The organism is Enterobacter cloacae complex sp. GF14B (assembly GCF_004136805.1).
Classification (GTDB): Bacteria; Pseudomonadota; Gammaproteobacteria; order Enterobacterales; family Enterobacteriaceae; genus Enterobacter; species Enterobacter hormaechei_C.
Genome location: NZ_QFRV01000063.1, coordinates 1 through 21,397 on the forward strand (window position 1 = coordinate 1; position 21,397 = coordinate 21,397).

Annotated in this window: 20 protein-coding genes; 10 read left to right on the forward strand and 10 right to left on the reverse strand. The window is 57.4% G+C overall.

Translation table 11 applies throughout. The annotated features are described in order from the left end of the window. The 4 genes from DD606_RS18090 to DD606_RS18105 form a co-directional block, all read left to right on the forward strand. Positions 1 to 1,100: cyclopropane-fatty-acyl-phospholipid synthase family protein (locus tag DD606_RS18090; protein ID WP_139158324.1), on the forward strand; the 1,100-nt coding region annotated here is incomplete at its 5' end. Then, positions 1,097 to 1,582 carry a DUF2878 domain-containing protein gene (locus DD606_RS18095; RefSeq protein ID WP_003857308.1) on the forward strand — a complete coding sequence of 162 codons (486 nt, stop codon included), beginning with the start codon at positions 1,097 to 1,099 and terminating at the stop codon, positions 1,580 to 1,582. The genes DD606_RS18090 and DD606_RS18095, both read left to right, overlap by 4 nt. Next, the gene (locus tag DD606_RS18100) at positions 1,579 to 2,103 is read left to right on the forward strand and encodes a hypothetical protein (RefSeq protein WP_023314102.1); all 525 of its coding nucleotides are present in this window, start codon (positions 1,579 to 1,581) and stop codon (positions 2,101 to 2,103) included. The genes DD606_RS18095 and DD606_RS18100 overlap by 4 nt, the downstream gene beginning before the upstream one ends. Continuing rightward, the gene (locus DD606_RS18105; RefSeq protein WP_023314103.1) at positions 2,100 to 2,633 is read left to right on the forward strand and encodes a DUF3833 domain-containing protein; all 534 of its coding nucleotides are present in this window, start codon (positions 2,100 to 2,102) and stop codon (positions 2,631 to 2,633) included. Before DD606_RS18100 ends, DD606_RS18105 begins: the two co-directional genes overlap by 4 nt. Here the strand turns inward: DD606_RS18105 and DD606_RS18110 are convergent. Further along, positions 2,630 to 3,088 carry a DMT family transporter gene (locus DD606_RS18110; RefSeq protein WP_023314104.1) on the reverse strand — a complete coding sequence of 153 codons (459 nt, stop codon included), beginning with the start codon at positions 3,086 to 3,088 and terminating at the stop codon, positions 2,630 to 2,632. The genes DD606_RS18105 and DD606_RS18110 overlap by 4 nt on opposite strands. 4 nt (positions 3,089 to 3,092) lie before the next feature. After that, positions 3,093 to 3,527 (reverse strand): DMT family transporter, encoded by a 435-nt coding sequence (locus tag DD606_RS18115; protein ID WP_003857304.1) that lies wholly within the window; start codon positions 3,525 to 3,527, stop codon positions 3,093 to 3,095. Between the two features lie 98 nt (positions 3,528 to 3,625). Here DD606_RS18115 and DD606_RS18120 point away from each other — a divergent pair, with 98 nt between their 5' ends. Beyond that, positions 3,626 to 4,558, forward strand: a complete 933-nt coding sequence (locus DD606_RS18120; RefSeq protein ID WP_023303693.1) for a LysR family transcriptional regulator — start codon at positions 3,626 to 3,628, stop codon at positions 4,556 to 4,558. A gap of 3 nt (positions 4,559 to 4,561) precedes the next feature. On the opposite strand, the gene DD606_RS18125 is transcribed toward DD606_RS18120, so the two are convergent. Both DD606_RS18125 and DD606_RS18130 read right to left on the reverse strand, forming a co-directional pair. Beyond that, positions 4,562 to 5,590 (reverse strand): methionine synthase, encoded by a 1,029-nt coding sequence (locus DD606_RS18125; RefSeq protein WP_003857302.1) that lies wholly within the window; start codon positions 5,588 to 5,590, stop codon positions 4,562 to 4,564. Then, the gene (locus DD606_RS18130; protein WP_022651153.1) at positions 5,587 to 6,591 is read right to left on the reverse strand and encodes a DUF1852 domain-containing protein; all 1,005 of its coding nucleotides are present in this window, start codon (positions 6,589 to 6,591) and stop codon (positions 5,587 to 5,589) included. Before DD606_RS18130 ends, DD606_RS18125 begins: the two co-directional genes overlap by 4 nt. 168 nt (positions 6,592 to 6,759) lie before the next feature. Here DD606_RS18130 and DD606_RS18135 point away from each other — a divergent pair, with 168 nt between their 5' ends. Continuing rightward, on the forward strand, positions 6,760 to 7,299 hold the full coding sequence (locus DD606_RS18135; RefSeq protein WP_003857300.1) for a DUF2058 domain-containing protein: 540 nt from the start codon (positions 6,760 to 6,762) through the stop codon (positions 7,297 to 7,299). A gap of 7 nt (positions 7,300 to 7,306) precedes the next feature. On the opposite strand, the gene DD606_RS18140 is transcribed toward DD606_RS18135, so the two are convergent. Together DD606_RS18140 and azoR are read right to left on the reverse strand one after the other, a co-directional pair. Next, on the reverse strand, positions 7,307 to 7,993 hold the full coding sequence (locus DD606_RS18140) for an RluA family pseudouridine synthase (RefSeq protein WP_045336212.1): 687 nt from the start codon (positions 7,991 to 7,993) through the stop codon (positions 7,307 to 7,309). Positions 7,994 to 8,083: 90 nt separating this feature from the next. Further along, positions 8,084 to 8,689, reverse strand: a complete 606-nt coding sequence (gene azoR, locus DD606_RS18145; RefSeq protein ID WP_126297286.1) for an FMN-dependent NADH-azoreductase — start codon at positions 8,687 to 8,689, stop codon at positions 8,084 to 8,086. A gap of 203 nt (positions 8,690 to 8,892) precedes the next feature. Here azoR and hrpA point away from each other — a divergent pair, with 203 nt between their 5' ends. Continuing rightward, positions 8,893 to 12,795, forward strand: coding sequence for an ATP-dependent RNA helicase HrpA (gene hrpA, locus DD606_RS18150; RefSeq protein WP_129258956.1), 3,903 nt, complete (start codon positions 8,893 to 8,895; stop codon positions 12,793 to 12,795). 84 nt (positions 12,796 to 12,879) lie between these two features. Here the strand turns inward: hrpA and DD606_RS18155 are convergent, their stop codons facing one another. The 3 genes from DD606_RS18155 to DD606_RS18165 are packed head-to-tail and all read right to left on the reverse strand — an operon-like array spanning position 12,880 to position 17,007. Beyond that, on the reverse strand, positions 12,880 to 14,259 hold the full coding sequence (locus DD606_RS18155; protein ID WP_003857295.1) for an efflux transporter outer membrane subunit: 1,380 nt from the start codon (positions 14,257 to 14,259) through the stop codon (positions 12,880 to 12,882). Continuing rightward, on the reverse strand, positions 14,256 to 15,338 hold the full coding sequence (locus DD606_RS18160) for an HlyD family secretion protein (RefSeq protein ID WP_003857294.1): 1,083 nt from the start codon (positions 15,336 to 15,338) through the stop codon (positions 14,256 to 14,258). The genes DD606_RS18155 and DD606_RS18160 overlap by 4 nt, the downstream gene beginning before the upstream one ends. 22 nt (positions 15,339 to 15,360) lie before the next feature. Continuing rightward, positions 15,361 to 17,007 (reverse strand): MFS transporter, encoded by a 1,647-nt coding sequence (locus tag DD606_RS18165; protein WP_086532031.1) that lies wholly within the window; start codon positions 17,005 to 17,007, stop codon positions 15,361 to 15,363. Positions 17,008 to 17,227: 220 nt separating this feature from the next. On the opposite strand from DD606_RS18165, the gene DD606_RS18170 reads away from it, so the two are divergent. From DD606_RS18170 to cybB, 3 genes are all read left to right on the forward strand, one after another. Next, positions 17,228 to 18,022, forward strand: a complete 795-nt coding sequence (locus tag DD606_RS18170; RefSeq protein WP_023314110.1) for a YdcF family protein — start codon at positions 17,228 to 17,230, stop codon at positions 18,020 to 18,022. Positions 18,023 to 18,221: 199 nt separating this feature from the next. Then, positions 18,222 to 19,661, forward strand: coding sequence for an aldehyde dehydrogenase (gene aldA / locus DD606_RS18175; protein WP_129258958.1), 1,440 nt, complete (start codon positions 18,222 to 18,224; stop codon positions 19,659 to 19,661). Positions 19,662 to 19,748: 87 nt separating this feature from the next. After that, on the forward strand, positions 19,749 to 20,279 hold the full coding sequence (gene cybB, locus DD606_RS18180) for a cytochrome b561 (protein ID WP_003857288.1): 531 nt from the start codon (positions 19,749 to 19,751) through the stop codon (positions 20,277 to 20,279). Between the two features lie 41 nt (positions 20,280 to 20,320). Here cybB and DD606_RS18185 read toward each other — a convergent pair whose 3' ends face one another. Then, a complete protein-coding gene (locus DD606_RS18185) occupies positions 20,321 to 21,388 on the reverse strand; it encodes an oxidoreductase (protein WP_032658359.1) in 1,068 nt (355 codons plus the stop codon). Between the last annotated feature and the right edge of the window lie 9 nt (positions 21,389 to 21,397).

Consider the following 21,397-nt stretch of genomic DNA (forward strand, 5'->3'; position numbering starts at 1 on the left):
CGCAGACGTTCCAGTTCGGCGACGCCTCCGCCGCGCTTCATGCTGAGGTGCAGGTACTTGCTCCGGGCGTCTACTGGCGCATTTTAACCGGGGGCAGCCTCGCCGCGGCACAAGCGTGGATGGATGGCGACTGGGAGACGCCCCACCTGACGCCGCTGCTGGAGCTGATTGCACGTAATAGCCAAATCCTCGGGCAACTGGAAAAAGGGTTTCGCCTGCTCGGGAAACCGGTGGAGCGGCTACGGCACTGGATGCGGCGCAACTCCCGCGCTCAGGCGCGTGAAAATATTGCCGCCCATTACGATCTGGGCAACGCCTTCTACGCCCATTTCCTTGATGAAGACCTGCTGTACTCCAGCGCGCTGTTTAACGGGGACGAGCAGGATTTGAACGCGGCTCAGCAGGCGAAAATGGCCAGGCTGTGCGACCAGCTGGCGCTCACGGCAAACGATCATCTGCTGGAGATTGGCACCGGCTGGGGGGCGATGGCGGAATACGCCGCCCGTCACTACGGCTGTCGGGTGACCACCACCACGCTGTCGCAGGAGCAGTACCACTGGGCCACCGCGCGGATCGCCCGGGCAGGGTTGCAGGATCGCGTTGAGGTGCTGCTTTGCGACTACCGCGATCTGACCGGGGTTTACGACAAACTGGTCTCGGTTGAGATGATCGAAGCCGTCGGCCAACGCTACCTGCCAACGTTTTTCCGTACCTGTCAGGCGCGTCTGCGTCCAGGCGGGCGGATGGCGATTCAGGCCATCACCATTCAGGATCAGCGCTATCGCGACTACAGCAAAAGCGTCGATTTTATTCAGCGCTACATCTTCCCCGGCGGCTTTTTGCCCAGCATCACCGCCATGAATGAACTGATGACCCGCCATACCGATTTTGTGGTGCGTAATCTCTTCGATATGGGGCCGGACTACGCCCGCACGTTGGCGCACTGGCGTCAGCGTTTCGTTCACGCCTGGCAGGAGATTGAAAAGCTCGGGTTTGATGACCGTTTCCGGCGGATGTGGCTGTACTACCTCGGCTACTGTGAAGCCGGGTTTAATGCCCGCACCATCAGCGTGGTGCAGCTGACTGCGGAACGCGTATGAAGCGTTACGGGCAGGTATTTCTGTTGGCCATCGGTTTTGATCTCTACTGGACGCTGGTGGTGCTGTTTCGCGAGCAGGGGCTGGTCATCTGGATCGCGCTGGCGGTGCTTGCCTGGCTGTTATTACCGCCATCACACCGGGTATACGCCCTTGTGCTGGCGGCGTCGGGTGCGCTGCTGGACGCCCTCTGGGCGCTGACGGGGCTGATTGCGTTCACGGGCGCGTCCCTGATGCCGCTATGGATGGTGGCGCTGTGGCTAATGTTTGCCACCGTCTGGACGCACCTGACCCGCACGACCACCTTGCCAGGATGGTTGCTGACGGTGCTGGCGACTCTGGGCGGACCGGTAGCCTACCTGATCGGCGAGCATCTTGGGGCCATTACGTTTCAGGAGCCGACCTTTATCGTCGTCAGCTGGATGTTCCCCGGCTGGCTGGTGCTGATGCTGTTTTTCCACCTGTTGATGGGGAGACAACAATGAGAAATCTGGTACTGATGCTCGCGTTATCCGTCTTCACCTGTACCGTGCAGGCGGCAGACTGGCTGAGCTGGCGCAAGGTGGGTGACGCCACCCTCACCTGGGGGCCGTTTACCGTCTATACCTCTCAGCTTCTGACGCCCGACGGCAGCTATACAGGATTAGACGGCGATAATGCGCTGATTATCACCTATGCCCGGGACATCGATGGTGACGACCTGGTCGAGGCGACCCGCGACCAGTGGCAGGCGCAGGGCATTTTGCAGCAGGAGCCGCAGAGTGAAGCCTGGCTACGCATGCTGTCCACGCTCTGGCCCGACGTCACGCCCGGCACGCAGCTCGCGTTTGTGGTTAATAACGGCCAGGGACAATTCTGGTATCGCCCCACGGCGTCGCAGAAAAAATTTACGCCACTCGGGCCACGCCAGACGGCAGCGTTTAGCTCACGCTTTCTGGCGATATGGCTCGATCCCCGCACCGAATATCCTGAACTGCGTCAGCAGTTAACTGGAGGAGCACAATGAAACGTTTCCTGCTAGTGGCGCTTGCCCTGACGATGCTGGTGGCCGGATGTAGCACCGAGGTGACAGAGTATCGTCAGCAGCAGCCACGGCTTGATATTTTTACTTACTTCCAGGGGAAAACCGAGGCGTGGGGGATGGTGCAGGATCGCAGCGGTAAGCAGATCCGCCGTTTTCACGTCGAGATCGCCGGGGATGTTATCGGCGATACGCTGACCCTGAACGAGCATTTTGTCTACGATGACGGCGAAAAGCAGCAGCGCGTCTGGCATATCCGCCGCGTTGGGCAGAATCGCTATGAAGGCACGGCGGGTGACATAGAAGGTGTCGCGACAGGCCAGGCGGCGGGCAATGCCCTTAACTGGCGCTACAGCATGAACGTGAAGGCGGACGGCAAAACCTGGCTGCTGCACTTTGATGACTGGATGTATTTGCAGGACAGCACCCGTCTGTTCAATAAAACGGAGATGAAGAAATTTGGCGTCACCGTCGCCACGGTGACGCTGTTCTTTACCCGCAAAGAGGGCGGTTAATTCTCTTCGGGCTGAAGTTTACTGCTTGAGTAAATGAAGAAGAGCGCAATACTCAGGCAGACGACGGCCCCGAAACGGCTCACTGAAAACGGAATGGCTTCATTGTTCAGCCAGCCAAAGTTATCAATCAGCATGCTCATGGCCAGCTGGCCCAGGATAACCGCTACCGTGGCAACAGCGGTCCCGATGCGCTGCACCGCGAGCACCATAATCACGATATAGGGCACGCCGCAGAGGGCGCCCAGAAGCTGCCATTTGGGTACATCCATCAGGCTGACCGCCTGTTTCGGCTCAAAAAAGAAGATCAGCAGGGCGGTCACCAGCGCGCCGACGGAAAAAGTCAGAAACGCGCTTTTAAATACCCCCACGCTGCTGCCTAATTGCCCGTTAATGGCAGCCTGAATGCTCAGCGTTGCGCCGCCAATCACCGCCAGAATAATCATAATCACTGTCATAACGTTACCCCTGCGCCACGAGAATGAGCGCGGCGATGATAAATCCCAGCGCAATAATGCGTTTTGTATCGATCCTGCGGTGCGGCGTACCCAGCAGGCCATAGTGGTCGATAATCAGGCTTTTAAAAACCTGGCCTGCCAGAATGCCGATCATCGTCATGGCAATGCCGATCGCAGGCGTGGCAATGGTGAGAATGATGACGTAAACCGGGCCGAGCACGCCGCCCAACAGGTGCCATGAAGGCTGCGCAAAAAATGAGGGACTGTTGCGGGGGCTGAAAAACAGCATCAGCAGAAACGTTAGCCCCGTTCCCACGCTAAATATGCTGAACGCCGCCCACAGGTCGCCCACCTCTGCGCCCAGCGGCCCCAGCAGCCCGGCTTCCACGGACAGCCCCATGCCACCGGCAATCACCAGTAAAATTAAAATAATGTGCATAACGCTTTTTCTCCTTTTTCCAGGCGGAGAAGATTACGTCTGAGCATCATTGAGAAAAATGCCATAATGCAGGAAACACCTGTGCAGGAAATGCATTAATGATGGATGCCGGACATATCAGCATTCGCGCGCTGCTGATCTTCATCGACGTTTATGAAACGCAGAATTTCTCCGTGGTGGCGAGGCGGGAAGGGATTTCTGCGTCGCAGGTCTCACGCGTGATCCACCAGCTTGAGGACGCCCTCGGGCAACAGCTTTTCTACCGCAACACGCGGGCGATTATGCCCACAGAGAGCGGGCATCTTTTTGTGCGCTATGCCAGGGCGATGGCCGGGAATATGGAGGACGCGCGACGCGAGTTGGATGAACGCGCCCGCGAGCCGTCGGGCACGCTGCGTATCAATGGCCCGGTCTTTTTCGGACAGAGGCACATCGCGCCTGGCCTGCCGGGGCTTCTGGCGCGTTACCCTCGTCTCTCCATTGAACTGACCCTCACCGACGATTTTATCGATCCGCACCGTGACGCCGCGGACGTTATCTTCCGCATCGGCGCGCTGACGGACTCCTCGTTTCACGCCCGGGTGTTCGGGCAGCAGTTCTACCATCTGGCGGCCTCGCCGGACTATCTGCAAAAACATGGCGCACCCGAGGGGCCGGACGATCTCAGCCGTCACCACTGTCTGGTTTACCGCGGCTCGTCCGGGCCTAACCGCTGGCTGATCCGACAGCCGGGCGAGGCGTGGGTTCACTATCCCATCGTACCGCTGATGACTTCTAATAACGCGGAAACGCTCCTGATTGCGGCGCTGGGCGGTATGGGCGTTGTGCTTTTCCCGGACTGGATGGTGAGCGAACGACTCAAAAGCGGTGAGCTGGTGGCACTGCTGCCGGAAATGGAGTGTTCAATTAATACGGAGCCATTGACGATTGCGGCGATTTACCCGAACGCGCGTCATCCGCCCCTGAACGTCAGGGCGGTGATTGATTACTATATTGAGCGATTCGGTACGCCGCTGTACTGGCAAACCTGAAGGTTAGCGGGCAAGCTCGCGACGGATAATGTCAGCCCCGGCGCTTAACGCCTTCAGCTTACCGTTGGCGACCTGGCGGGAAAGGGGAGCCATACCGCAGTTGGTGGACGGATAGAGCTTGTCTGCATCAACAAACTGCAACGCCTTACGCAGCGTATCGGCGACCTCTTCAGGCGTTTCGATGGTCTGGGTGGCGACGTCAATTGCCCCGACCATCACTTTTTTACCACGGATAAGCTCCAGCAGATCCATCGGCACGCGCGAGTTGTGGCACTCCAGCGAGATAATATCGATCTTTGAGGTCTGCAACTTAGGAAACGCCTCTTCATACTGGCGCCACTCGGAGCCGAGCGTCTTTTTCCAGTCCGTATTGGCTTTGATGCCGTACCCGTAACAGATATGTACCGCGGTTTCGCATTTCAGTCCTTCAATGGCGCGCTCCAGCGCGGCAATGCCCCAGTCATTCACCTCGTCGAAAAAGACGTTAAAGGCAGGTTCATCGAACTGAATAATGTCGACACCGGCCGCCTCCAGCTCGCGGGCTTCCTGATTAAGGATTTTTGCGAACTCCCAGGCCAGCTTTTCACGGCTTTTATAGTGAGCATCGTATAGCGTGTCGATCATGGTCATCGGGCCGGGCAGCGCCCACTTGATCGGCTTGTCCGTCAGCTGGCGCAGGTATTTCGCGTCGTCAACAAACACCGGTTTCTGACGCGCCACCGCGTCTACCACGGTCGGCACGCTCGCATCGTAACGGTTACGGATGCGTACCGTCTGACGGTTCTCAAAATCCACGCCGCTGAGATGTTCAATAAAGGTGGTGACGAAATGCTGGCGAGTTTGTTCCCCGTCGCTGACGATATCAATCCCGGCGCGAATCTGTTCATCCAGAGACAAACGTAGCGCATCCTGTTTCCCTGCAAGTAATTCCTCGTCCTGGAGTTTCCACGGCGACCAGAGCGTTTCCGGCTGCGCAAGCCAGGTGGGTTTCGGCAGGCTGCCAGCCGTCGATGTCGGGAGCAATGTTTTCATGAGAAGAACCTTTTATCCGTATTAAATGAAAGCGTGAAGTGATGAGACCACTGCTCAAGAAGGGTTTTGTAGGGTTTGATAAACCGCTCTTCGGTATATTTCCCCTGTTCAATGGCCAGCCGGCTGCGCTCTTCACGGTCATAGACGATTTTTGTTAATGAGTGATCCTGCTGATTCAGGTCGGGCTGATAGCACTGTCCCGCAGCGGAATTGGCATTGTAAATTTCCGGTCGATAGATCTTCTGGAACGTCTCCATGGTGCTGATGGTGCCGATCAGCTCCAGATTGGTGTAATCACGCAGTAAATCGCCGGTGAAGAAGAAGGCGAAAGGCGCGACGCTGTTTTCCGGCATGAAATAGCGAACCTTCAGGCCCATCTTCGCGAAGTACTGTTCCGTTAGCGACTCGCCGTCCGGCTGGTACTCATACCCCAGCACCGGGTGGTGGTTACCGGTACGACGATAGGTGTCTTTGCTGGAGACGCTCAGGCAGATCACCGGCGCTTTTTTGAAGTTCGCCTGATATTCCTCAGAATGAACGAAGCTTTTAAAGATATTGCCGTGCAGCTCGCCAAAATTCTCGGGGAGGGTAAAACGGGGTTGATCTTTATTATGCTCCAGCAGCAGGACGCTGAAATCATAGTCACGAACATACGATGAGAAGTTATTTCCGACGATGCCTTCGATGCGCTCGTGGGTTTTTTTATCCACGATTGTCGTTTGCAGAATTTCGATGGCCGGGAAAGTAAAATCGCCGCCGATATTCATATCGACTGAAATAATCTCCAGCTCGACGGCATAGCGGTCAGCTTTCGGGTTATCCCAGCTCGCCAGCGCGTTAAAGCGGTTGTTGATCATCACCAGCGTGTTGCGCAGGTTCTCCTGACGCTTCTCGCCACGCGCCAGGTTGGCGAAGTTGGTGGTGGTACGCGTGTTTTCTGACGGGTTATAATTTTCATCAAAGCAACTGCGCTTAAGGGTAAATGTGAAAGCCTGACTCATTTGGTTATGCATCCTAAGTTCATGTTGCCGGAACGTTATCAATGCATAATTTATGCCTGAGCCCCTGGCGCAGGGGAAGTGACTTAATTTCACTGCAACATGAGGGTTCTTCATGAACTGCGCGATTCAGGTATAATCCCCCGACATTTCCAACCGGTTTAAACGAACATGACAAAACTCACCCTACAAGAGCAGATGCTGAAAGCGGGCTTAGTCAGCAGTAAAAAGATGGCCAAGGTCCAGCGCACGGCGAAAAAATCCCGCGTCCAGGCTCGCGAGGCGAGAGAGGCTGTTGAAGAGAACAAGAAAGCCCAGCTGGAGCGTGATAAGCAGCTGAGCGAACAGCAAAAACAGGCGGTGCTGGCAAAAGAGTTCAGGGCGCAGGTGAAGCAGCTGATTGAGATGAACCGCATCACCGTGGCGAAGGGCAACATTACCTTTAACTTTACCGACGGCAACCTGATCAAAAAAATCGAGGTCGATAAGCAGACGCAAACCCAGCTGATCAACGGCCGTCTGGCGATTGCCCGACTGGTGATTAATGCGAAGGGCGACTGTGATTACGCGATTATCCCGGCGGTGGTGGCGGATAAAATTGCCCAACGCGATGCGGACAGCATTGTGCTTAACAGCGCGCTGAGTCAGGAAGAGCAGGACGAAGACGATCCGTACGCAGACTTTAAAATCCCTGACGATTTAATGTGGTAATCCCCGCTCAGAATGGCGCGGCGTGACAGGCGTTTATCGTCTCGCCGCTCAGCGGATGAATAAAATTCAGAACGCTGGCATGCAGCATCAGCCGGGGCGTTTCTTCCGCGCCCGGCCATTCCAGACCACCATACAGATCGCACCCCAGAATCGGGTGGCCTAACTGCTGGCAGTGAATGCGCAGCTGGTGGGTGCGCCCGGTCTCCGGGGTAAGCTCTACCCGCGTCAATGGCATTGTCGTATCCTGATAAATACGTTCCATCACCCGATAGCGGGAGCGAGCGGGCTTACCTGTGCGGGCACAGATCGTCATCAGCGGAAACAGCGCCGGATCTTTGGCAATCGGGGCATCCACCGTCCCTTCGTCCTGTTCCACATGTCCGCACAACAGGGCGGTGTAAACCTTGCTCACGGCGCGCTGGCTGAACTGGTGGCAAAGCGCGGCGTTAATCGCTTTGTTACGTGCAATGACCATCAGACCCGAAGTGCCAAAATCAAGACGATGCACCAGCGTGCAGCCGGGAAAGGTTTGCACCAGACGATGGTGAACGGAATCACGGTTTTGCGGATTTTTCCCCGACAGGCTGAGCAGACCGGAAGGTTTGTTGATCAGCAGCAGATGCTCGTCCTGCCAGAGGATCTCAATGTCGTCGTGACAGGGTGGTGCAATAAACGTATCGATAATGACAGACATCAGGCCGCCGGGCTGGAGAGTGGGTGCGGATGATAACGAAATATGCAGGAAAAGAAAAACCCTCCCACCGGGCGGTGAGAGGGGGAGATCTTAGGCAGCGACCAGGCTGTCGATAGCGGCTTTCGCGTCGGACTGCGCTTTGGTAGCCACTTCCGGGCCGTAAGCGATACCTTCAGCGAACACAAAGTTCACGTCGGTAATGCCGATGAAGCCGAGGAACAGCGTCATGTACGGCGCCACCAGGTCGGTTGGGGTATCTTTGTGAATACCGCCGCGGCTGGTCAGGACGATAGCGCGTTTACCTTTTACCAGACCTTCCGGGCCGTTCTCGGTGTAACGGAAGGTTACGCCAGCGCGCGCCACCAGGTCGAAGTAGTTCTTCAGCTGGGTAGGAATGTTGAAGTTGTACATTGGGGCGTTGATCACGATAACGTCGTGCGCCTGCAATTCAGCAATCAGCTCGTCGGAAAGCGCCAGGGCTTCCTGCTGACGCGGGGTAAGAGTCGCATCGCTCGGACGCAGCGCGCCAACCAGCTCGCCGTCCAGCACAGGAATTGGGTTTGCTGCCAGGTCACGCACGGTGATTTCATCCGCGCTGTGCTGTTCACGCCACTGTTCAACGAAATAGTCAGACAGCTGACCAGACTGTGAATACCCTGCCAGAATACTGGATTTCAACACTAATACTTTGCTCATGGGAAATTCCTGTTTTGTATTTGATTGAGGGGGTTGCCCCGTTGCTTGTTGACACTTTATTCACAATCCTGCCACAGGGATAGCGCAATATATCGAAGCCTATGTTCGAATTTTTTGAATAAGGCGCGCAAAGCGCTGATGTGGTACTCTATAGCAATCATTAAAAAGAGATTTTATCCGGCAGTGCACTGCCCGTTAACGCTATGACAGAACACCAAAAATTGACCTTCTCCATGCTGATGCAAAAGCTTGATTCACTGATGCTGCGCGATAAACATCGGTTTGCGCGCCGTCTGCACGGCGTTAAGAAGGTTAAAAATCCTGATGCACAACAGGCCATTTACCAGGAAATGGCCAAAGAGATTGAACAGGCGGCAGGGAAAGTTGTGCTGCGTGAAGCCGCACGCCCGGAGATTACCTATCCGGAAAACCTGCCCGTCAGCCAGAAGAAACAGGACATTCTTGAGGCCGTACGCGACCACCAGGTGGTGATCGTCGCGGGGGAAACCGGTTCAGGTAAAACCACCCAGTTGCCGAAAATCTGCATGGAGCTGGGCCGCGGGTTGAAAGGGCTGATCGGTCACACCCAGCCGCGTCGTCTGGCGGCGCGCACCGTGGCGAACCGTATTGCGGAAGAGCTGCAAACGGAGCCGGGCGGCTGCATCGGCTACAAGGTGCGATTCAGCGACCACGTCAGCGATAACACCATGGTTAAGCTGATGACAGACGGTATCCTGCTGGCGGAAATCCAGCAGGATCGTCTGCTGATGCAGTACGACACCATCATCATCGATGAAGCGCACGAGCGCAGCCTGAACATCGACTTCCTGCTCGGCTACCTGAAAGAGCTGCTGCCCCGGCGTCCGGATCTGAAAATCATCATCACCTCTGCGACCATTGACCCGGAGCGTTTCTCAAAACATTTCAACAATGCGCCGATCATTGAAGTCTCAGGCCGAACCTACCCGGTTGAAGTGCGCTATCGCCCGATTGTGGAAGAGGCGGACGATACCGAGCGCGACCAGCTTCAGGCCATCTTCGATGCCGTCGACGAGCTGGGCAACGAGAGTTCTGGCGACATTCTGATCTTCATGAGCGGCGAGCGCGAGATCCGCGATACCGCCGATGCGCTCAGCAAACGCGATCTGCGCCATACCGAGATCCTGCCGCTGTACGCGCGCCTGTCGAACAGTGAGCAGAACCGCGTGTTCCAGCCGCACAGCGGACGCCGCATCGTGCTGGCGACCAACGTGGCCGAAACCTCGCTCACCGTGCCGGGCATTAAATACGTGATCGACCCGGGTACGGCGCGCATCAGCCGCTACAGCTACCGAACCAAAGTTCAGCGCCTGCCGATTGAGCCGGTTTCCCAGGCGTCGGCTAATCAGCGTAAGGGCCGCTGCGGCCGCGTGTCGGAAGGGATCTGTATTCGTCTTTATTCGGAAGACGATTTCCTGTCGCGCCCGGAGTTTACCGATCCGGAAATTCTGCGGACCAACCTGGCATCCGTTATCCTGCAAATGACCGCGCTGGGGCTGGGCGATATCGCCGCCTTCCCGTTTGTGGAAGCGCCGGATAAACGCAATATTCAGGACGGGGTGCGCCTGCTGGAAGAGCTGGGGGCCATCACCACCGACGAGCAGGCGACGGCCTACAAGCTAACGCCATTGGGCCGCCAGCTTAGCCAGTTGCCGGTCGACCCGCGTCTGGCGCGCATGGTGCTGGAGGCGCAAAAACACGGCTGCGTGCGCGAGGCGATGATCATCACCTCGGCGCTCTCCATTCAGGATCCGCGCGAGCGCCCAATGGACAAGCAGCAGGCGTCGGATGAAAAACACCGTCGCTTCCACGATAAAGAGTCTGATTTCCTGGCCTTTGTGAATCTGTGGAACTACCTGGGCGAGCAGCAAAAAACGCTCTCTTCAAATCAGTTCCGCCGTCAGTGCCGGGTGGATTTCCTCAACTACCTGCGCGTGCGCGAGTGGCAGGATATCTATACCCAGCTGCGCCAGGTGGTAAAAGAGCTGGGCATTCCGGTCAACAGTGAACCGGCGGAGTACCGCGAAATTCATATCGCCTTGCTGACCGGCCTGCTGTCCCATATCGGGATGAAGGATGCGGATAAACAGGAATTTACCGGCGCACGCAACGCGCGTTTCTCCATCTTCCCGGGCTCCGGGTTGTTTAAAAAGCCGCCGAAGTGGACCATGGTCGCCGAGCTGGTGGAAACCAGCCGTCTGTGGGGGCGTATCGCCGCGCGTATCGATCCGGAGTGGGTTGAGCCGGTGGCGCAGCACCTGCTGAAACGCTCATACAGCGAGCCGCACTGGGAGCGCGGGCAGGGCGCGGTGATGGCGACGGAAAAAGTCACCGTCTACGGCCTGCCGGTGGTGGCCGCGCGTAAGGTTAACTACAGCCAGATCGATCCGGCGCTGAGTCGCGAGCTGTTTATCCGCCATGCGCTGGTGGAGGGCGACTGGCAGACGCGTCATGCGTTCTTCCGCGAAAACCTGAAGCTGCGCGCCGAGGTGGAAGAGCTTGAGCACAAGTCCCGCCGCCGCGACATTCTGGTGGACGACGAGACGCTGTTTGAGTTTTACGACCAGCGCATCAGCCACGATGTGATCTCGGCGCGCCATTTCGACAGCTGGTGGAAGAAAGCCAGCAAAGAGACCCCGGACCTGCTCAACTTTGAAAAGAGCATGCTGATCAAAGAGGGCGCGGAGTCGGTCAGCAAGCTCGACTACCCGAACTTCTGGCATCAGGGCAACCTCAAGCTGCGTCTGACCTATCAGTTTGAGCCAGGGGCCGACGCGGACGGCGTGACCGTTCATATTCCGCTGCCGCTGTTAAACCAGGTCGACGAGAGCGGGTTTGAGTGGCAAATTCCCGGCCTGCGCCGCGAGCTGGTCATTGCGTTAATCAAATCCCTGCCTAAACCGGTGCGGCGTAACTTTGTGCCGGCGCCGAACTACGCCGAAGCGTTTTTGGGCCGCGTCACGCCGCTGGAGCTGCCGCTGCTGGACGCGCTGGAGCGTGAGTTCCGACGCATGACCGGGACCACCATCGACCGCGACGACTGGAACTGGGATCAGGTGCCCGATCACCTGAAAATCACCTTCCGCGTGGTGGACGATAAAAACAAAAAGCTGCTGGAAGGCCGCTCGCTTTCGGAACTGAAGGACGCCCTGAAGGGCAAAGTGCAGGAAACCCTGTCTGCCGTGGCGGACGACGGTATCGAGCAGAGCGGGCTGCACATCTGGAGCTTTGGTCAGCTTCCGGAAAGCTATGAGCAGAAGCGCGGGAACTATAAGGTCAAAGCCTGGCCCGCGCTGGTTGATGAGCGCGACAGCGTGGCGATTAAGCTCTTTGACAATCCGCAAGAACAACAGCAGATGATGTGGCGCGGGCTGCGTCGACTGCTTCTGCTTAACATCCCGTCGCCGATTAAGTATCTGCACGAGAAGCTGCCGAACAAAGCCAAGCTGGGGCTCTACTTTAACCCGTACGGTAAGGTGCTGGATCTGATCGACGACTGCATCTCCTGCGGTGTGGATAAGCTGATCCACGAGGCGGGCGGTCCGGTCTGGACGGAAGAGGGCTTTGCTCAGCTTCATGAAAAGGTGCGCGCGGAGCTGAACGACACCGTGGTGGAGATTGCCAAACAGGTCGAGCAGATCCTTACCGCCGTGTTCAATATCAACAAGCGCCTGAAGGGTCGGGTGGATATGACCATGGCCCTGGGGCTGTCGGACGTGAAGGCGCAGATGGCGGGGCTGGTGTATCGCGGCTTTGTAACCGGCAACGGCTTTAAGCGTCTGGGCGATACGCTGCGTTATTTGCAGGCGATTGAGAAGCGTCTGGAGAAAATGGCGGTCGATCCGCATCGCGATCGCGCGCAGATGCTGAAAGTCGAAAACGTGCAGCAGGCGTGGCAGCAGTGGCTCAACAAACTGCCGCCAGCGCGTCGCGATGACGACGACGTGCGGGAGATCCGCTGGATGATCGAGGAGCTGCGCGTCAGCTTCTTCGCCCAGCAGCTCGGTACGCCGTATCCGATTTCGGATAAGCGTATCTTGCAGGCGATGGAGCAGATCTCCGGCTAAAACCGTTGCCCGGTGGCGCTGCGCTTACCGGGCCTACGGGAGAGCATGTGGGCCGGGTAAGGCGCAGCGCCACCCGGCATGTTTTCACGCACTGCTCCAACCGCCGCCCAGCGCTTTATACAAATCAACTTGCGCCAGCAGCAGGTTGTTTTTCACCTGTACCACGCTGGTCTGCACCGAGAACAGCGTGCGCTGCGCATCGAGCACATCCAGATAAGAAGAGTACCCGTTGCGGTAGCGGTTTTGCGCAATCCGCAGCGTCTCCTGCGCGACCGCCTGCTGTGCCAGCAGCTCGGTAAGCTGTTCCTGATAGCGGGTGATGGCATCAAGGCTGTCATTCACCTCAGCAAACGCGTTACGCACGGTTTTTTCGTAGCTATACAGAGCCTGATTCCGCTGGGACTGGGAGATATCCACCTGCGCATTCAGCGCCTGACGGTTCAGCAGCGGCGCAAGAATACTGCCGCCCACGCTCCAGAGCTGTAGGGGGTTATCCAGCAATCCCGACAGCGTGCGATCCTGCACCGATCCCGTGGCCGTGAGGTTGATCGACGGCAGCAGGCTGGCGCGCGATGCCGCCAGCGTCGCGTCTGCCGCAATCAGCTGACGTTCCGCCTGAACGATATCCGGGCGCCGGTTGAGTAGTGTCGACGGCAGCTGGGAGGGCAGTTTCAGCGGCGTCAGGGCATCAAAGCTTTCACCGCGCGCAACGTCACCCGGGTTGCTGCCCAGCAGCAGGCTAAGCGCATTTTCCTGCTGTGCAATCTGGTGCTGAAGCAGTGGAACCTGGGCGCGGGTGGCGCGCAGCTCAGAATCCGATTGCATCAGCTCAAGGCGAGAGCTGTATCCCGTCTCAAATTGTCGTTTGGCGAGATTGAACGCCTCTTCACGCGACTTCAGCGTGGATTGGGTAACGCGAAGCTGTTCATCCAGCGACAGCAGGGTGACATACCCGGAGGCCACCGATGATGCGACGGTAAGATCAGCCGCCGCTGCCGCCGCCTTTTGTGCCTCCAGCGATGCTTCAGCGGCACGGGAGGTGCTACGGTTTACGCCCCAGATATCCACGTCGTAGCTGGCGGTCAGGCTGCCTTTGTACAACGTACCGTATACCGGAAGCCCCGTGGCGGCGGACTGCGAGCGCGCGCGCGTCCCGGTCACGCCCGCGTCAAGCGACGGGAACAGACTGCCGTCGGCGGCGAACACCCGGGCCTGGTACTCGTTAATCCGCTCGCGTGCAATCAGCACGTCGCTGTTGTTCTTCAGCGCCTGATCCACATAGCGGTTCAGATTGCTGTCGTGAAAATTTCGCCACCAGAGCTGCTCTGTCGGGCTGGCTGGCCCCGACGTCGCGCGCCACTGGGCCGGTATGTGCAGGGACGATTTGGCGGGCTCAACGTCAACCGACTGGCATCCCGCCAGGATAGCCATCATCAGCAGGCCGGCTATCGGGCGAAGCGTCATTGTTTCGCCTCCCGCGTGTCGATGGTCACCTGCACCGACATGCCAGGGCGCAGCAGCCGGTACGCCTCCGGCTCACCGAGTACTTCAATGCGTACCGGGATGCGCTGGGCGATTTTAACAAAGTTGCCCGTGGCGTTATCCGGGGTGATAGCGCTGAACTCGACGCCTGTGGCCGGGGATATGCTCTCCACGCGGCCCTGATAGGCTTTATCGTTTAAGGCATCGACGGTGAATTTCACCGGCTGTCCGACGCGTAAATTCGCCAGCTGCGTCTCTTTGATATTGGCGATCACCCAGTGCTGCGGCGGGACCAGCGTGGTAAGGTGCGTCCCGGCGGCGACGTACGCCCCCAGACGCACTGCAATCTGCCCGAGCTGACCATCACGCGGCGCGACAATCCGGGTGTTTTGCAGATCGATCTGCGCCAGCTCCAGCGCGGCTTTTGCATTCTCAACGTCGGCCTCCAGCGAGCCGCGATTGACGATAACCGTTTGTAAATCCTGACGCGACATCTCAAGCGTTGCTTTCGCCTGGTCGATATCGGCGCTCCCCTGGGCGGCACTGGCCAGTGCCGAATCGCGCTCGCGAATGGAAAGGGAGCCGTCCGCGGTCAGCTCTTTCACGCGTTTCAAATCCGCCTGGGTTTTCAGACTTTGGGCACGGGCGTTTTTCAGCGCCGCCTCGTTTTTGGCAATCACCGCTTCCGCACTTCTGCGCTGTTGCAGGTTGTTATTAAGAGCTGCAATTTTCATTGCCAGCTGCGCCTCGGCCTGATGGACGCGCTGGCGATAGATACGGTCATCTATCTGCAACAGCAGCTCGCCTTTTTTAACCTGCGCGAAATCCTGAACATGGACCTCGGTAATGTAGCCGTTTACCTGAGGACTGATGAACGTAGTCTGGCCGCGCACGTAGGCGTTATCGGTAAACTGGGCATGACGCGTGAACGGGGGCAGCTGCCAGGCATAAAGGATCACCAGTACCCCGACAATGCCGATAGCCGCGGCGGTGAAAATGGACACGACGCGCACGTTTTTACGGGTGTTGGCCTGCTCTTTGGCGGCATCCTGCTGACTCATAACCTCTCCTGAAAAATAGTCATTACTTGTTGCCAGTGGCGTTCTTAAGGGCCATACGGGCGGTGATGCGCAGGCGCAGCAAGCGCCATAAAATCCAGACCAGCGTGGCAGTGGCAATGCTCGCCGTCAGGAGATAAGTATCGTTGTAAGCCAGAATATTTGCCTCAAGCGCCGTCACCGTCTGGAGCTGGGTAATGGCCTGGGTTCCCAGCAGGGAACTGTCGCCAATCAGGCTTTTGTACATCTGGGTGTAAAGCTGAATACGTTCGTTCACCAGCGGGTTAAGGGTGGTGAGCTGGTCAGCCAGCAGGCTGGAATGGTACTTCTCGCGCCAGGTCTGGAAGGTGCCGAGGATCGCGGAACCCAGCAGACCCCCAAGGTTCTGACTCATGCCAAACATCACGGAAAAGCTGACCAGGTTGCGCGGGTCGGCGATCACCCCGCCAATGGCGGCCAGCATCGCAGGCGCGAGGAAGAAAGCGCTGCCGAAGCCCAGCAGGAACTGGCTGAAAATAAGCTGATCCGGCCGGGTCAGGTTGTTGGACTGGCTGTCCAGCAGCGAGGCGACGATCATCAGCACCAGCGAGGTGATTATCGGCCAGGCCAGTTTAGTGGGCTTAATCGTCAGACAGCTGGTGACGATACCGCAGACGATCCCGGCGAAAATAGCCCACGCCAGATGGGTCATCTGTTCATTCTGTAGGCCCACATATTGCAGCCAGCCGATGACGCCCGTGTTCTGCTCCGCCAGTACGATGCGGATCAGCAGCATAATCAGCCCCAGGCGTACGATGCTGCCGCTGGACAGCCAACGGGTATTAAGCAGCGGGTTGCTGCGGTTATGTTCAAACACGATCGCAGAGACAATCAGCACCAGCGAGAGGGCCAGCGCCCAGCCGATCCACGGCGCTTCAAACCACCAGTCCAGACGCCCTAACGACAGAACCGCGCATAGCAGCGCCATGCCGGGCGCAAGCAAAAAAAAGGTAATGAAATCTTTCTTCTCGAAGACTTTGCGCCGATCGCCCGGCGGCAGCTTTAGCACCATCACGCAGGCCAGGGAGATCAGGGCCAGACCCAGCTCGAAGAAGTACAGCCCGCGCCACTCATCAAGCTGTAACAGCTCGGTGGAGAACAGCCGCGCCAGCGGGATCGCCAGCGACGACCCGGTAATGCCAATGGTCAGCGCCTTCAGTCGATGCTTTGCGGGCCAGGCCTGGATCTGGTAATAAATGCCGAGCGAGCTGAGCGCGGCGGCGACCATCCCGTGTGCCGCCCTTACCATCAGCGCCGAGCTAAGATCGTTCACAAACAGGTGGAAAAAGGTGACCAGCACATACAGCACCAGGAAGCCTTCCGTAAAGGCGCGCAAACCGTACTGCTGGCGAAACTTTACCAGCAGCAGGTTGATGGAAACGTTGGTCATGACATAGACGGCAGGCAACCAGGCGATTTCAGTCGACCAGGCGCCAAAAGTGCCTTGCAGATTTTGCAGATTAGCGGTGACGACCGCGTTACCCAGCGCCCCGGTCAGACATACCAGCAGGCCGACCACGCCATAGGCGATCCGTTTTGGGGTTGGATGTTCCGGGGTGGAAGGGGAACCCAGCAGGGCGGGTTTCTCGTGTGGCTGCCACTCGCGAGGAGCATAAGGGTCGCGTTGGGGCAGGCGCATAACGTGGTTTACCTTTCAAAATGTTGAATTGTGAGCGGGCTAATGATTCTAAGGCTGACGCAAATCATAATTCAAGTGAATACGATTTTCTCAAGTTAATCAAATGTGAGTGCTTTTTGAGAACGTTCCAGCCCGTTTTTTCAGCATTCATGCCATAGCATGACGCGCAGAAAGGGGGATAATCGATGGCTCTGTATGCTGTAAGGAGGTAACGATGACAATGGCACTTTTCCCCTGTCTGCCTGGCCCAACCCTCGACGCCGTGAATACCGTTGGGGCGTGGCTTGCTCAGGACGACTATCAGGACAATCAGCCCGTTGATCTGGTGATTCTGGCGGGTAATGCGGTGGTCCCCGCGATTGATGCTGCCTGTAAAAACGCGGCTGAACAGGGTGTTCCTCTGATCATCAGCGGCGGGATCGGTCACTCGACGACCTTCCTCTACGCCGCGATTGCGAAACACCCCCGCTATAACAGGATACCCACCACCGGGCGGGCTGAGGCAGCTATTCTGGCCGACATCGCCCGTGAATTCTGGAACATTCCGGCTGAGCATCTTCACGTTGAGGATCAGTCGACCAACTGTGGTGAAAACGCCCGCTTCAGCCGGGCGTTGATGAAACAATCCGGACTGAACGCCGCCCGGGTGCTGGTGGTGCAGGACCCGACGATGCAGCGGCGCACAATGGCTACGTTTGCCCGCGTATGCCGCGACGAGGCCGCAGCGCCCGCATGGGTGAGTCATCCCGGCCTGACGCCCGTGCTGCAAAACAGCGACGACGGTCTGGTGTTTAGCGGCCCGGCCGAGGGGTTATGGCCGGTAGAACGTTACCTGTCGCTGGTGCTGGGTGAATTTCCGCGACTCAGGGACGACATCAACGGCTACGGTCCGGCGGGACGTGATTTCATTGCCCATGTCGATATCCCTGCCGACGTGGACGCCGCGTGGCAGATCCTGCGAAACGACGTCATTCTCACCGACGCGCTGGTGAGCCGTTCTCTGCTGTAATGCTCTTGCCCGTTTGCGCCATCTTTTACGCAAACGGGCAGCCTTTGTTGCCGATTTGTGATTTTGGAAACGGGCTGCCCCGTATCTTTTATGAGATATCTCACAAAAACAGACTCATAGAGTAGGCAATTGCCCCGGTAATTATAGTTTTTAACAATAAGTTTACTTGTTAAAAACAGTGTGATTACAGGAGCAGGTTATGACAGTACCCGTACAACATCCTATGTATATTGATGGACAGTTTGTTGCCTGGCAGGGTGATGCATGGATTGACGTGATCAATCCGGCCACGGAAGAGGTCATTTCCCGTATTCCCGACGGCACCGCCGAGGACGCCCGCAAAGCCATTGACGCGGCAGAGCGCGCGCAGGCTGGCTGGGAGGCGCTGCCAGCCATTGAACGCGCCAGCTGGCTACGCAAAATTTCCGCCGGGATCCGCGAGCGCGTCAGTGAAATCAGCGCGTTGATTGTGGCCGAAGGCGGCAAGATCCAGCAGCTGGCGGAAGTGGAAGTGAACTTTACCGCTGACTATATCGACTATATGGCCGAGTGGGCGCGCCGGTATGAAGGGGAAATCATTCAGAGCGACCGTCCGGGCGAGAATATTCTGGTGTTTAAGCGTGCCCTTGGCGTCACCACCGGCATTCTGCCGTGGAACTTTCCATTCTTCCTGATTGCCCGTAAGCTTGCTCCCGCGCTGATCACCGGCAACACCATCGTTATCAAACCGAGCGAATTTACCCCAAACAACGCCATTGCGTTTGCCAAAATCGTCGATGAGATTGGCCTGCCGAAAGGCGTCTTTAACCTGGTGCTGGGCCGGGGTGAAACCGTCGGACAGGAGCTGGCCGGGAATCCGAAAGTGGCGATGGTCAGCATGACCGGCAGCGTCGGGGCAGGTGAAAAGATCATGGCTGCGGCTGCGAAAAACATCACCAAAGTGGGGCTGGAGCTGGGCGGTAAAGCCCCGGCCATCGTGATGGACGATGCCGATCTTGAGCTGGCCGTGAAGGCCATTGTGGATTCACGCGTCATCAATACCGGGCAGGTGTGTAACTGCGCGGAACGTGTCTATGTCCAGAAGGGGATCTACGACCGCTTTGTGAATCGTCTGGGCGAGGCAATGAAAACCGTCCAGTTTGGCAATCCGGCTGAGCGAACGGATATTGCCATGGGGCCGCTGATCAACGCCGCCGCGCTGGAGCGCGTGGAGCAGAAGGTGGCGCGCGCGGTGCAGGAGGGGGCCAAAGTGGTCCTTGGCGGTAAAGCGGCAGAAGGTAAAGGGTATTTTTATCCCCCAACGCTGCTGCTGGACGTGCGTCAGGATATGGCCATCATGCACGAAGAGACCTTTGGCCCGGTGCTGCCGGTGGTGGCTTTCGACACCCTGGAAGAGGCCCTGAACATGGCCAACGACTGCGACTACGGTTTAACCTCGTCTGTTTATACGCAGGACCTGAACGTCGCCATGAAAGCCATTAAGGGGCTTAAGTTCGGCGAGACCTACATTAACCGTGAAAACTTTGAAGCGATGCAGGGCTTCCATGCGGGCTGGCGGAAATCCGGAATCGGCGGGGCAGATGGTAAACACGGTCTGAATGAGTATTTGCAGACGCAGGTGGTCTATTTACAGTCGTAATCAGGAGCCCCCTCCATGCGAGGGGGTTCACATTTTCAGGAAAGGTGGTTATGTTGGCGCGATAATGGTTATTTATCGGGAAACAACATGCGCACAAAATATACGGGTCTGCAAATCAGCATTCACTGGCTGGTTTTTCTGTTAGTTATTATGGCCTATTGCGCCATGGAGTTCAGGGGATGGTTCCCGCGAAGCGATCGTCCGCTCATTAATATGATCCACGTTTCCTGCGGGATCAGCATCCTGGTGCTGATGGTGGCGCGCCTGCTTATCCGCCTCAAATTCCCGGCTCCGCCTATTCAACCGAAACCAAAAGCGATGATCACCGGGCTGTCCCATCTGGGGCATCTGGTTATCTACCTGCTGTTCATTGCGCTGCCGCTGATCGGCATGGTGATGATGTATAACCGGGGAAATGACTGGTTTGCGTTTGGCCTGACGATGCCGCATGCGGCGGAGGGGAATTTTGACCTGGTGGATACGCTAAAAGCGTGGCACGTGACGCTGGCGAATCTGGGATATTTCGTGATTGGTTTGCACGCCTTTGCCGCGCTGATGCATCACTATTTCTGGAAAGACAACACGCTGCTGCGGATGATGCCAAAAAAGCGTCAGTAACCGATAATGCCCTGCGAACCCGCAGGGCATTTTTTTGCGGCTTATTGCAGTTGCGCGCGCTCCTGCGCCGTTAAGTCCAGTTCCTGAGTTGTACCCGTTTCTGAAGATTTTACCGCCGCTTCCAGCACCGCCATCACCGCCAGGGCTTCCACCGGCGGGACCGGGTTGTCAATCTTGCCGTTCAGGGCATCGCGCACGTTTATATAGTACTGCCGCTGGTCGCCTTTTGGCGCAGGGATAGCGCTGGCTTCACCCTGGGCATTAAGCAGCACCATAGCGTCGCTGTCTTCACCCCAGCGTTCACTACCCGGAATGACGCCTGCCAGCAGCTGGGCTTCCTGCTGATCGATGCGCGCTTTCACCACGCTAGCCTTGTCACCGTGAATGGTAAAGCGGGATACGCCGCCCGCCACCAGCATGCTGCAATGGAGGACCACTTTGTGTTCCGGATAATTCAGCACCACGTGCGCCCAGTCGTTAATCTCCGCGCCGTCACGCAGGGTGGCGATGTTGCCCTGTACCGACTGCGGCAGACCAAAAAGCTGTAGCGTCTGGTCAATCATGTGCGGGCCTAAGTCGAACCACAGGCCGCTGCCGGGAACGTTTTGCTCTCTCCAGCGCACGCGAACCTCCGGGCGGAAACGATCGATATGCGACTCAAAATGTTTCACCTTGCCGATGCTGCCTTGCGCAATCACCTGCTTAATGCCGAGAAAATCGCTGTCCCAGCGGCGGTTATGGAAGACAGAAAGCAGCCGCTGTTTTTCTTCAGCCAGCGCAATCAGATCCCGCGCTTCCTGCATATCCAGCGTGAACGGCTTATCTACTACCACATGCTTGCCGGCATTGAGCGCCAGGGTGGCCAGCGGCGCATGGGTCGCGTTAGGGGAGGCGATAACCACCAGATCGATATCCGGGTGCTGAATGGCCTCTTCCGGCGTGGCGACAACGAGCACGTCCGGCAGATCGCGTTTCACTTTCTCTTCATCCCGGGATGAGATCACCGCCAGCTTCAGGCCGTCAACGGACTGGATCAGCGGGGCATGGAACGTCTTACCCACAAAACCATACCCGATCAGCGCAATATTCATTGTCTTCACTTTATTCATGACCTTCTC

What these genes read in the sequence shown, in the direction of transcription:
- DD606_RS18095 (WP_003857308.1), top strand. Translation starts at nt 1,097, where the DNA reads ATGAAGCGTTACGGGCAGGTATTTCTGTTGGCCATCGGTTTTGATCTC.
- DD606_RS18115 (WP_003857304.1), bottom strand. Translation starts at nt 3,527, where the DNA reads ATGCACATTATTTTAATTTTACTGGTGATTGCCGGTGGCATGGGGCTG.
- DD606_RS18135 (WP_003857300.1), top strand. Translation starts at nt 6,760, where the DNA reads ATGACAAAACTCACCCTACAAGAGCAGATGCTGAAAGCGGGCTTAGTC.
- DD606_RS18140 (WP_045336212.1), bottom strand. Translation starts at nt 7,993, where the DNA reads ATGTCTGTCATTATCGATACGTTTATTGCACCACCCTGTCACGACGAC.
- DD606_RS18105 (WP_023314103.1), top strand. Translation starts at nt 2,100, where the DNA reads ATGAAACGTTTCCTGCTAGTGGCGCTTGCCCTGACGATGCTGGTGGCC.
- DD606_RS18100 (WP_023314102.1), top strand. Translation starts at nt 1,579, where the DNA reads ATGAGAAATCTGGTACTGATGCTCGCGTTATCCGTCTTCACCTGTACC.
- hrpA (WP_129258956.1), top strand. Translation starts at nt 8,893, where the DNA reads ATGACAGAACACCAAAAATTGACCTTCTCCATGCTGATGCAAAAGCTT.
- DD606_RS18120 (WP_023303693.1), top strand. Translation starts at nt 3,626, where the DNA reads ATGATGGATGCCGGACATATCAGCATTCGCGCGCTGCTGATCTTCATC.
- DD606_RS18125 (WP_003857302.1), bottom strand. Translation starts at nt 5,590, where the DNA reads ATGAAAACATTGCTCCCGACATCGACGGCTGGCAGCCTGCCGAAACCC.
- azoR (WP_126297286.1), bottom strand. Translation starts at nt 8,689, where the DNA reads ATGAGCAAAGTATTAGTGTTGAAATCCAGTATTCTGGCAGGGTATTCA.
- DD606_RS18110 (WP_023314104.1), bottom strand. Translation starts at nt 3,088, where the DNA reads ATGACAGTGATTATGATTATTCTGGCGGTGATTGGCGGCGCAACGCTG.
- DD606_RS18130 (WP_022651153.1), bottom strand. Translation starts at nt 6,591, where the DNA reads ATGAGTCAGGCTTTCACATTTACCCTTAAGCGCAGTTGCTTTGATGAA.
- DD606_RS18160 (WP_003857294.1), bottom strand. Translation starts at nt 15,338, where the DNA reads ATGAGTCAGCAGGATGCCGCCAAAGAGCAGGCCAACACCCGTAAAAAC.
- aldA (WP_129258958.1), top strand. Translation starts at nt 18,222, where the DNA reads ATGACAGTACCCGTACAACATCCTATGTATATTGATGGACAGTTTGTT.
- DD606_RS18155 (WP_003857295.1), bottom strand. Translation starts at nt 14,259, where the DNA reads ATGACGCTTCGCCCGATAGCCGGCCTGCTGATGATGGCTATCCTGGCG.
- cybB (WP_003857288.1), top strand. Translation starts at nt 19,749, where the DNA reads ATGCGCACAAAATATACGGGTCTGCAAATCAGCATTCACTGGCTGGTT.
- DD606_RS18170 (WP_023314110.1), top strand. Translation starts at nt 17,228, where the DNA reads ATGACAATGGCACTTTTCCCCTGTCTGCCTGGCCCAACCCTCGACGCC.
- DD606_RS18185 (WP_032658359.1), bottom strand. Translation starts at nt 21,388, where the DNA reads ATGAATAAAGTGAAGACAATGAATATTGCGCTGATCGGGTATGGTTTT.